The 10,396-nt window shown below is 66.9% G+C and carries 7 protein-coding genes; 4 read left to right on the top strand and 3 right to left on the bottom strand.

Annotated elements, in window-relative coordinates; all coding sequences use genetic code 11:
• A partial coding sequence (locus Q0Z66_RS11000) for a DEAD/DEAH box helicase (protein ID WP_298041064.1) occupies positions 1 to 1,869 on the top strand: 1,869 nt, incomplete at its 5' end.
• Between the two features lie 166 nt (positions 1,870 to 2,035).
• Here the strand turns inward: Q0Z66_RS11000 and Q0Z66_RS10995 are convergent.
• Entirely contained in the window at positions 2,036 to 2,578 is a 543-nt protein-coding gene (locus Q0Z66_RS10995) for a YaeQ family protein (protein WP_298041063.1), read from the bottom strand.
• A 213-nt stretch (positions 2,579 to 2,791) separates the two neighbouring features.
• On the opposite strand from Q0Z66_RS10995, the gene Q0Z66_RS10990 reads away from it, so the two are divergent.
• Entirely contained in the window at positions 2,792 to 6,589 is a 3,798-nt protein-coding gene (locus Q0Z66_RS10990; RefSeq protein ID WP_298041061.1) for an exo-alpha-sialidase, read from the top strand.
• 58 nt (positions 6,590 to 6,647) lie between these two features.
• Here the strand turns inward: Q0Z66_RS10990 and Q0Z66_RS10985 are convergent, their stop codons facing one another.
• The gene (locus Q0Z66_RS10985) at positions 6,648 to 7,694 is read right to left on the bottom strand and encodes an Rv2578c family radical SAM protein (protein ID WP_298041059.1); all 1,047 of its coding nucleotides are present in this window, start codon (positions 7,692 to 7,694) and stop codon (positions 6,648 to 6,650) included.
• A gap of 118 nt (positions 7,695 to 7,812) precedes the next feature.
• Here Q0Z66_RS10985 and Q0Z66_RS10980 point away from each other — a divergent pair, with 118 nt between their 5' ends.
• Both Q0Z66_RS10980 and Q0Z66_RS10975 read left to right on the top strand, forming a co-directional pair.
• A complete protein-coding gene (locus Q0Z66_RS10980) occupies positions 7,813 to 8,739 on the top strand; it encodes a D-alanyl-D-alanine carboxypeptidase family protein (RefSeq protein ID WP_298041057.1) in 927 nt (308 codons plus the stop codon).
• Between the two features lie 148 nt (positions 8,740 to 8,887).
• Entirely contained in the window at positions 8,888 to 10,051 is a 1,164-nt protein-coding gene (locus Q0Z66_RS10975) for an acyl-CoA dehydrogenase family protein (RefSeq protein ID WP_298041055.1), read from the top strand.
• 59 nt (positions 10,052 to 10,110) lie between these two features.
• Here Q0Z66_RS10975 and Q0Z66_RS10970 read toward each other — a convergent pair whose 3' ends face one another.
• Positions 10,111 to 10,269, bottom strand: coding sequence for a hypothetical protein (locus tag Q0Z66_RS10970; protein WP_298041053.1), 159 nt, complete (start codon positions 10,267 to 10,269; stop codon positions 10,111 to 10,113).
• Between the last annotated feature and the right edge of the window lie 127 nt (positions 10,270 to 10,396).

Genomic DNA, 10,396 nt, shown 5'->3' with positions numbered 1-10,396 from the left:
TTCAACAACGACCGTCCGTCGTTCAACCGCGATGACCGTGGTGGCGAGCGTCCCCGTTTCAACGGTGACCGCAACGAGCGTCCCCGCTTCAACAACGACCGTCCGTCGTTCAACCGTGACGACCGCGGCGGTGACCGCCCCCGGTTCAACCGCGACGAGCGTCCGTCGTTCAACCGCGATGACCGTGGTGGTGACCGCCCCCGGTTCAACCGCGACGAGCGTCCGTCGTTCAACCGCGATGACCGTGGTGGCGACCGTCCCCGTTTCAACGGCGACCGCAACGAGCGTCCCCGCTTCAACAACGACCGTCCGTCGTTCAACCGCGATGACCGCGGTGGCGACCGCCCCCGTTTCAACCGTGACGAGCGTCCGTCCCGTGACGAGCGCCCGCGGTTCAACAACGATCGCAACGACCGCAACGACCGCGGCGGTGAGCGTCCCCGTTTCAACAGCGACCGCAACGAGCGTCCGTCGTTCAACCGCGACGACCGCAACGAGCGCCCCCGTTTCAACCGCGACGAGCGTCCGTCCCGCGACGACCGCCCGCGTCGCGATGACCGTGCGCAGCGTCCGAACCGCAGCGACTGGAACGCGAAGCCCGCGAAGGCGTTCGAGCCGACCGAGGACATCGTCCACGAGAAGCTGAAGGCGAACGTCATCGCCGCACCCGAGGTCGATGGAACCACCTTCGCCGACCTGGGCCTCGGCTCGAACATCGTCGAGGTGCTGGCGAACATGGGTGCGGCGGCGCCGTTCCCGATCCAGGCTGCGACGACCCCGTCGATTCTTGCGGGCCGTGACGTGCTCGGCCGCGGCCGCACCGGCTCCGGCAAGACCATCGCCTTCGGTGCGCCGCTCGTCGAGCGCATCCTGAAGGAGCAGAAGGGCAAGCGCCGCGAGTTCGGCCGCAAGCCGCAGGCGATCATCCTCGCGCCGACGCGTGAGCTCGCACTGCAGATCGACCGCACGGTGCAGCCGATCGCGCGCAGCGTCGGCCTGTTCACGACGCAGATCTACGGCGGTGTCCCCCAGGGGCGCCAGGTCGGTGCGCTGAAGAAGGGCGTCGACATCATCATCGGCACCCCCGGACGCGTCGAGGACCTCATCAACCAGGGCAAGCTCGACCTCTCGGACTGCCGCATCGCGGTTCTCGACGAGGCCGACCACATGTGCGAGCTCGGCTTCGTCGAGCCGGTGCAGCGCATCCTCCGTCACACGGCCGAGGGCAGCCAGAAGCTGCTCTTCTCCGCGACGCTCGACCGTGAGGTCGCCGCTCTCGTCGACGAGTTCCTCGTCGACCCGGCCGTCTACGAAGTCGCCGGCGAAGACCAGGATTCCTCGACGATCGAGCACCGCGTGCTCGTGATCGAGCACCGCGACAAGGCGGAGATCCTGAACACGCTCGTCGACCGTGAGGGCAAGACGCTCGTCTTCGCCCGCACTCGCGCGTACGCCGAGATGCTCGCCGAGCAGTTCGAGGACGCCGGGATCCCGGCCGCGGCCCTGCACGGAGACCTCAACCAGGTCAAGCGCACGCGCAACCTGCAGAAGATGACCTCGGGCCGTGTGAACGTGCTCGTCGCCACGGATGTCGCAGCACGCGGCATCCACGTCGACGACATCGACCTGGTGATCCAGGCCGACGCCCCGGACGAGTACAAGACATACATGCACCGTTCTGGCCGCACGGGCCGTGCCGGCCGCGCCGGTCGCGTCGTGACGCTGATCACTCGTCAGCGTCAGCGCCGCACGAGCGAGCTGCTCGAGCGCGCTGAGATCGATGCGCCGTTCGAGCAGGCGCGTCTCGGTGACGACCTCCTCGCCGAGATCGCCGGCAGCATGCCGACGGTCGAGGAACTCACCGCCTGAGAGCACGCGTAACTCAGGAGAATTCTCGAGAAAGGGGCCCGGAAGAATCTTCCGGGCCCCTTTTTCGTACTTTCTCCTGAGTTGCGCGGGTTGGCTCGGTGGTCATGCGGGGTGGGGCGGCCCGATCCCGTTGTGATGGAGAGGGCCCCCGCCTGTCCCGCCGCGGTCAGTCCTGTGCGGGCTGCCGGTGGAGGGCGGAGCTCAGGTTCGTGCCGTTGATGTCGAGGTAGAGCTGGCCTTCGGTGACGGTGAGCGTCACGGTGCTGCGGCGGTCGAGCTGTTCGACGGCGGCGTCGATGAAACCGGGGTCGAAGCTGAAGACCTCGATCTTCTCGACGTCATGGATGCGCTTTCCTGCCCAGGCGGCGACGACCTTCGCCGGGTCGCGGTGGGTGTAGACGGCGACGCGGTCGGCGAGTTTGCTCGCATAGTGCAGTCGGTCGGCGTCGGGCGCTCCGACTTCGATCCAGGCGGTGACGTCGCCGGTGAGGTCGCGGGCGATGACGGCGGGTTCTTCGGTGGCGGAGACGTTGCCGCCGAAGGCGATGCCTTCGGTGTGCTCGAGGAGGTGGGCGAGGATTCGGGTGACCATGTAGGCCCCGGTCTCGGAGGGGTGCTGCGCGACGCGAAGCGAGAGGTCTTCGTAGACGCCGCGGTCGGTGTCGGCGAGCTGGATTGCGAATGTGTGAATCGTCGAACCGATGGCCATGATCATCGAGCTTATCCGGCGTCATGAAAAGGGTTCGGATGCTGTGCGGATGGCCGGAGAACGGCGATGAAACGTTAATTTCTAAACTTTCTTAACTTTTTCATTGAAGTCCGCGCGAGGCGTCGGTAATGTGCCTGGACATCTGATCTCTTCATATCGGATGACTCTGTTCCGGCGGCGCAGGTGCCGCGAAACACGTGAAAGAAAGAGCCCATGACGTCTCGTCTTCTCAGAGCATGCACCGCGGGAGCGGTGGCGGTGGCGTTCGTCGCCCCGATGTCCGTGACCGCCGCCCATGGTGCCACCGCCGACTACAGCGAGCAGGTTCTCGCGGTCGGCACGGGTGGCACCACCAACCAGAAGGCGCCCTATGGGCATGAGCTCGGCGCCTTCTTCAATTACCGGATCCCGGCTATCGTCCAGCTCGCGAATGGCGACATTCTCGCCTCCTACGACGGGCGCCCCACGGGCGAGGATTCTCCGGGAGCGAACTCGATCGTGCAGCGCCGCTCCACGGATGGAGGCGCGACCTGGGGTGCGGAGACCTTCATCCACGAGGGCACGATCGATGACCCGACGATCGACGACGATGAGAAGCTCGGTTACTCCGACCCGTCGTACGTCTATGACGAGGAGACGAACACTCTCTTCAACTTCCACGTCTTCTCCAAGGACGCGGGCTTCGTCGCCGGCGTCTACGGAACCGACGATGCCGACCGTAACGTTCTCAGCGCCGAGGTCTCCGTCTCGACCGACAATGGCGAGACGTGGGAGCACCGTCTGATCACGGGTTCGTTCAAGACCGATGACATGCGCGCCGCGTTCGCGACGAGCGGTCATGGCATCCAGATCAAGAACGGGCCGCACGCGGGTCGCCTGGTTCAGCAGTATGCGGGTGCGTTCGATGATGCGACGCAGAAGGCGTTCTCGCTCTATTCCGACGATCACGGCGAGACGTGGCAGCGCGGCGAGGCCGTGGGCACGAACATGGATGAGAACAAGGTCGTCGAGCTCTCCGACGGCACGCTCATGATGAACTCCCGGATCAATTCCGGCAACAAGGCCCGCTATGTCGCGCTCTCTCACGATGGCGGCGAGACCTGGGGCGAGGTCACGGTCGACGAGACCCTGATCGATCCGGTCAACAACGCGTCGATCATCCGCAAGAACGCGGATGCTGCGCCCGATGCCCGCGAGGCGAAGGAGCTGCTGTTCTCGAACGCGGCGTCGACGGCATCGCGCTCGAACGGGACGGTGCGCTACTCCTGCGATGACGGCGAGACCTGGCCCGTCGAGCGTGTTTTCGCGAAGGGCGGCATGTCGTACTCCGACCTCGTCGCGCTCGAGGACGGCGGCTACGGCATCCTCTACGAGGGCGAGAACGGCGAGATGCGCTACGGGACGTTCACCGAGGAGTGGCTGAACCCGTTCTGCGCGACGGTGTCTCCGGTGACGCTGGATGCGACGGCCGGTGAGGCTGCAACCGTCGAGGTGACGATCCGCAACGATGACGACCGCGATCTTCCGGCCGGCTCCGTGACGGCGGCCATCGCCGAGGGCTGGACGGCGGAGACCGTCGAGCTTCCCGCTCTGGCTCCCGGTGCCGAGGAGAAGGTCTCGCTCGCGATCACGGCTCCCGCCGATGCCCGCGCGACGCTCACGCCGATCCCGGCGGACATCGAGATCGTCGCGGGGGACTTCTCGTTCCGCGGCAGTCTGACGGCGAACGTCACGGTCGGCGCGACGGTTCCGGGGGAGAACGCGGACCACGGCGTGCGCACCTGCCTCGAGGGGCTGACGGACCCGGCCGCGGATGCTCCGACTGCTCTCAACAAGGTCGCGAACTGCTCCTTCGAGGCGCGTGACTTCACCTCATCGGTGCGCGATTGGGAATGGTTCGGCGATGACGGCACCTCGCACCCGGCGACGGAGACTCTCGCAGACGGCACCGAGAACACCTTCGCGCTGATCGACACGGGCGCGATCGACAACCACATCTGGCAGCCCGTGCCGACGGTTCCGGGCCGCACCTATGTGGTCTCCGCCGACATCAAGGTCGGTGTCACCGACGGGTACATCCCGAGCGCCGTGTTCCTCACGGCGAAGGGCATGAAGCCGGATGGAACGCAGAACCAGGGGGCGACGACGCAGCTCACCACGGGCGAGCTGACGGCTTCGGCCGACTGGAGCCGCAAGACGTTCACGTTCACGGCCGCGAATTGGAACACCTTCGTCGGCACCGTGAAGTGGGCGGCGCAGGACTCCGAGGGTCACGTCTCGAACACGACGATCGCGATGGACAACCTGACGGTCTACGAGCAGGAGTCCTACGACCTCATCTGGAGCGATGAGTTTGACGGCGACTCCCTCGATGAGGACACCTGGGGCTATGAGCTGGGCAATGTGCGCGGCAACGAGCAGCAGCACTACTCGTCGAGCAGCGACAACGTCGATGTCGTCGACGGCAACCTGGTGCTGTCCGCCACCGACCGTCCCGAGGTCGACCAGTACCGCAACACGGCACGCCACGGCGACAACGCGCGTCTGGTGAAGTACAACTCCGGGTCGGTGCGCACCGAGGGCCGGGAGGAGTTCCTCTACGGTCGCGTCGAGGCGCGCATGCAGCTTCCCGAGGGCAAGGGTGCGTTCCCGGCCTTCTGGATGCTGGGCGCGGACTTCCACATGGACGGCCGCATCAACATGGAGCAGGGCTACTCGTGGCCGTCGACCGGTGAGCTCGACATCATGGAGATCATCGGGTCGCCGACCGCTGAGCGCGCGGCGCAGGGCGAGGTCGGCAAGAACGGCAATTCCAACGCGGTCGCCTACGGCACCCCGCACTTCTATTACACGCAGGGCGATGCCGACGGCGATGGTTCGTACGCGCCGAAGGCGCTGGGCGGCAACCTGACGGCTGCGGAGAACTTCTCCGAGGGCTACCACGTGTTCGGCATCGACTGGAACCCGGAGTACATCGCCTGGTACGTCGACGGCGTCGTCTACAACGTCATGTACTTCCCGACGGATTCGACGACGACGGCCGGCAATGAGGCGTTCGTGAAGAGTGAGGTGGAGCGCTTCCAGGCCGCCGCCGACTCGATGAACCGTCCGCAGTACCTGCAGTTCAACCTCGCGACCGGCGGCAACTGGGCGGGTGACGCGGGCGACCACCTGGCCGAGGACGGCGCGAGCTTCGCGATCGACTGGGTGCGTTACTACCGCAGTGCTTCGCAGCAGGCGGCGGCGGATGCGTACTACGCGGATCAGCCGACCATCACGGGTGCGGGCGACCGTGTCATGCACGCCGGTGAGGCCGCGGATCTGCTCGCGGGCATCAGCACGGACGACGGCTTCCACGTCGACTACTCGATCAACGATGAGCACATGTTCGTCAACGGCGGTGTCGAGGGCGGCCGCAACGAGGTGCGTCTTGTCGTGACGGGTGCGGATGACACGGCTGCGCTGCAGGCGTTGGAGCCGGGCGTCTATTCGCTGCACTACAGCGCTCTCGAGGATGGCGCCGTGTACAGCGGCGGCATCACCCCCGAGGCGCGCGTCGCCCGCCAGACGGTGCGGCTGACGGTGCTGCCCGAGGTCGAGGCGGCAGCCGGCGATGCGCTCGCCGATGTGGCGATGCCGGCCGGTTGGTCGTGGGTGGATGAGAGCGAGACGGTCGGCTCGGTCGAGGCGCACGGCGTCCGGTTCAGCCAGGCGGCCGATACGGTCACGGCTCCGGAGGCCCGCCGGTCGACCGTTGTCTCGATCCCGGGATCGATGCTGGCGGATGACGTCGAGCAGGGCGGCGGCGGTTCGCAGCCCGGTGGTGAGAGCGGTTCGGGTGCGGGAGGCGGGAACGCCTCGGACATCGCGGCCGGCGGTTCGGGTGCGAATGCGCTGGCGGCGACCGGTGCCGATTCGACGCCGTTCATCGCGGGTGCTCTGCTCCTGCTGACGCTGGGTGCCGCACTGCTGGCGCGTGTGCGTCGTCGGGGCACGCTGGCCGAGAGCTGAGATCGGGGGAGCGGGGTCGTCGGGCAGGGGCTCGGCGGTCCCGCTTCTGCGTGCCGGCTCAGAACAGCATCGGTTGCGGGGCCGGTTCGCGCGGCGTCGGGATGAGGACCTTCGGTCGGGTGAGCCGGCGCATCGGCTGCTCCTCTTCGTCACGGACGTTCAACCGGTGGGCCCGGATGAGCGGGCGCATGCGTTGGGCGAGCCATTGCCGGTAGCCCGAAGGGGCGACGGCGGCTGCGCCCGGGTAGAGCCCGCGATACGATCCCGCCAGCTCGGGGTGCTCGCGCTCGAGCCACTGCAGGAACCACGGCTTGACGCCGGGGCGCAGGTGCAGGGCGCCGTAGACGACGTGATCGGCGCCGGTGGCGCTGATGCGCTGGAGGGCCTGATCGATGGCCGCGACCGAATCGGTCAGGTGCGGCAGGATCGGCATGAGGAAGACACCGACGCGGAAGCCCGCCTCGGTGAGGGCCTCAACGGTGTCGAGTCGCGCCTGCGTGGAAGGGGTGCCCGGTTCGATCGAGCGCTGCAGGTCGTCGTCATACATGGCGATCGACATCTGGATGTCGACGGGGACGCGCTTCGCCGCATCGGCGAGCAGCGGGATGTCTCGGCGGATCAGCGTGCCCTTGGTGAGGACGGAGATCGGCGTGCCGGATTCGGCCAGCGCGCCGATGATGTCGGGCATGAGCCGGTAGCGGCCCTCGGCGCGCTGATAGGGGTCGGTGTTCGTGCCGAGCGCGACGGTCTCGTGCTGCCAGGAGCCGCGGGCCAGCTCACGGCGCAGAACTTCGGCGATGTTCGTCTTCACGATGATCTGCGAGTCGAAGTCGCCGCCGCCGTCGAGGTCGAGGTATTCGTGCGTGCCGCGGGCGAAGCAGTAGGTGCAGGCGTGCGAGCACCCGCGGTAGGGGTTGATCGTCCACGCGAACGGCATCCGCGAGCCGCCGGGGACGCGGTTCAGCGCCGACTTGGCGAGCACCTCGTGGAAGGTCATGCCCGCGAATTCGGGCGTCGTCACCGAGCGGACGATCCCGGTGCGGCTCTCGAGCCCGGGCAGCGCCGCAGCATCCGCCTCATCGATCATCTGTCCCTGCCATCGCATGCATTCATTCGAACAAAGAACCGAGGTTAAGTCAATCGAGATTCGAATATCTCTTCTTCTCTGTGGTGCTCGGGGCGCCCGTTTCTCGGTTCCCAGCCGGAAGCGTCACAATGGAATGATGACCGACGCTCTGCACCCCCGGCACGCGTCGCGCCCCTCCCGCGTGCTCCCGATCGCCCTGCCGATCGGTCTTCTGGTGACCGTGCTCGGCTCGCTGTGGGCCCTGTCCGAAACGCCCGCCGCGATCGAAGCGGTCCTGCCTCCGGCACCGGCCATCGTCGCGCAACTGCCGGGTATCGCCCTCGAGGGCAGCGTGGCGGCAGACCCCTGCGCCGAGCCGATGGTCATCGAGGCTCTCGGCGCCGGCGACTCGGAGACGGCGATCGCCGGATTCGGAGGGGGAACGGCTTTCCGCGATGCGGTCGTCAGCGAAAACGCCCCCTGCATCTCGCTGTCCGACCCCGAGCATCCGTGGGTCGTCGTCAACAAGGCCCGCCCGCTCGACCCCGTCGACCATGTTCCGGGCGCCCTCGCCGGGGTGTCGGTGCCGACGACCACCTCGTCGAACAGCATGCGTGAGGACACCGCCGCGGCGCTCGACGCCATGGGTGCTGCGCTGCGGGATGCCGGTGCGGGGGCGCTGGGAGTCAACAACGGCTACCGCTCCTACGACCTGCAGATGCGCAACTATCGCGGGTATGTGAACTCCAGCGGCCAGGCGGGGGCGGATGCCTCCTCCGCACGCCCCGGGCACAGCGAGCACCAGACGGGGCTGGCGGTCGACGTCGTCTCGTGCAGCGGAGGCTGCGGCGGGATCGAGGGCTTCGGGGGCACTCAGGAGGCGATCTGGATCGCCGAGAACGCCTGGCGCTACGGATTCATCGTCCGTTACGAGGACGGCGAGACCGCCGTCACCGGCTACATCCCCGAGCCGTGGCATCTGCGCTACATCGGCCCGGCGCTCGCCGCGGCCTACCATGAGGGCGGCTATCACTCGCTCGAGGATTTCTTCGGCCTCCCCGCCGCACCCGACTACGACCACTGACACGCGGCGCCGTTCTGTGGCTTCCCACAAACACGCGCGGCGCTGTGGCGCGCGCCGGGGAGCCATTCGCACAACCGTCCGCCGAGGCATCCGCTCTCGGTCGTAGACTCGCGGCAGCAAAGACGCACGACACGTTCGGGAGGACGGCATGGAACGCGATATCTACGATGAGGACCACGAGGCATTCCGCGACCTGGTGAAGGATTTCGTCAAGCGCCACGTGAGCACCGAGAGCATCGAGAAGTGGGATGCTGCGGGTGAGATCGACCGCGAGACGATGCTCGCCGCGGGTGAGGCCGGCATCATCGGGCTCTCGGTTCCCGAGGAGTTCGGGGGTGCGGGAATGCTGCAGGATTACCGCTTCCGCACGATCGTGAACGAAGAGGTCATCGGCGCGGGCGCGGGCTCCCTCGCGGGTGCGTTCGGCATCCAGGATGACCTGGCGGTCCCCTATCTCGTGCACATGGGCACGCAGGCGCAGAAGGAGAAGTGGCTGCCGCGCATGGCGACCGGTGAGATCCTCGGTGCGCTGGCGATGACCGAGCCGGGTGCGGGTTCCGACCTGCGCGGCATCAAGACCACGGCGAAGAAGGTCGATGGCGGTTATATCGTCAACGGCGCGAAGACGTTCATCTCTTCGGGAAAGACGGCCGACATCGTCGTCACGTTCGTCAAGACGGGCGAGGGCAATCGTCCCGACGCGTTCAGCCTCGTGATCATCGAGAGCGGCATGGAGGGCTTCGACCACGGCAAGAAGCTCAACAAGATGGGTTCGCACGGCCATGACACCGCCGAGCTGTCGTTCAGCGATGTGTTCGTCCCCGAGGACAACCTCATCAGCGGGCAGGAGGGACAGGGCTTCATCCAGCTGATGATGAACCTGCCGCTGGAGCGCCTGTCGATCGGCATCGCGGCGGCTGCGGCCTCCCAGGCGGCGCTGAAGTGGACCGTCGAGTACACGAAGGACCGCGAGGCGTTCGGCGAGCGGATCATCGACTTCCAGAACACGCGTTTCAAGCTGGCCGACGTCGCCACGACCGTCGATGTCATGTGGGCGTACCTCGACAAGGCCCTTCTGGCGTACAAGGACAAGAAGCTCACCGGCGAAGAGGCCGCGAAGGTGAAGTTCTGGACGACCGACCGCGAGTGGGAGATCCTCGACACCTGCGTGCAGCTGCACGGCGGTTACGGATACATCACCGAGTACCCGATCGCGCGCGCCTTCCTCGATGCGCGCGTGCACCGCATCTACGGCGGCACGAACGAGATCATGCGCGACATCGTGTCGCGTCAGATCGCGGGCAAGCGCTGATCATGTGCTCCGGTGGCAGGATTCCTGCCACCGGGGCGCACCGCGTCAGCGGGAAGAGCTCAGCGGAACAGGTACGTGCTCGCGCACGTGCCGAAGCCCACGACGAACGCGGCGAAGACCAGGAGTGTCAGCCACGTGCTCGGCGGGAGCTTCTCGGGGGATTCCTCGGTGGGTGCCTCGGCGGAAGCGCCGTCATCGTCGATGTGCGGAGTGGTCATCATGCCCCTACGATCCGGGCGATGTCGGCGACCATCGCGATGGCGAGTACCACGAAGACGAACGCGATGAACCAGGTGTACATCCAGCGTGCGCGGTGGTCGGAGAGCCAGAAGCGCCGCACGCTGA

It is taken from the genome of uncultured Microbacterium sp., assembly GCF_947632095.1.
GTDB lineage: Bacteria > Actinomycetota > Actinomycetes > Actinomycetales > Microbacteriaceae > Microbacterium.
Note: the sequence above shows the minus strand (reverse complement) of the source record. Positions and strands in the feature narration are given on the sequence as shown.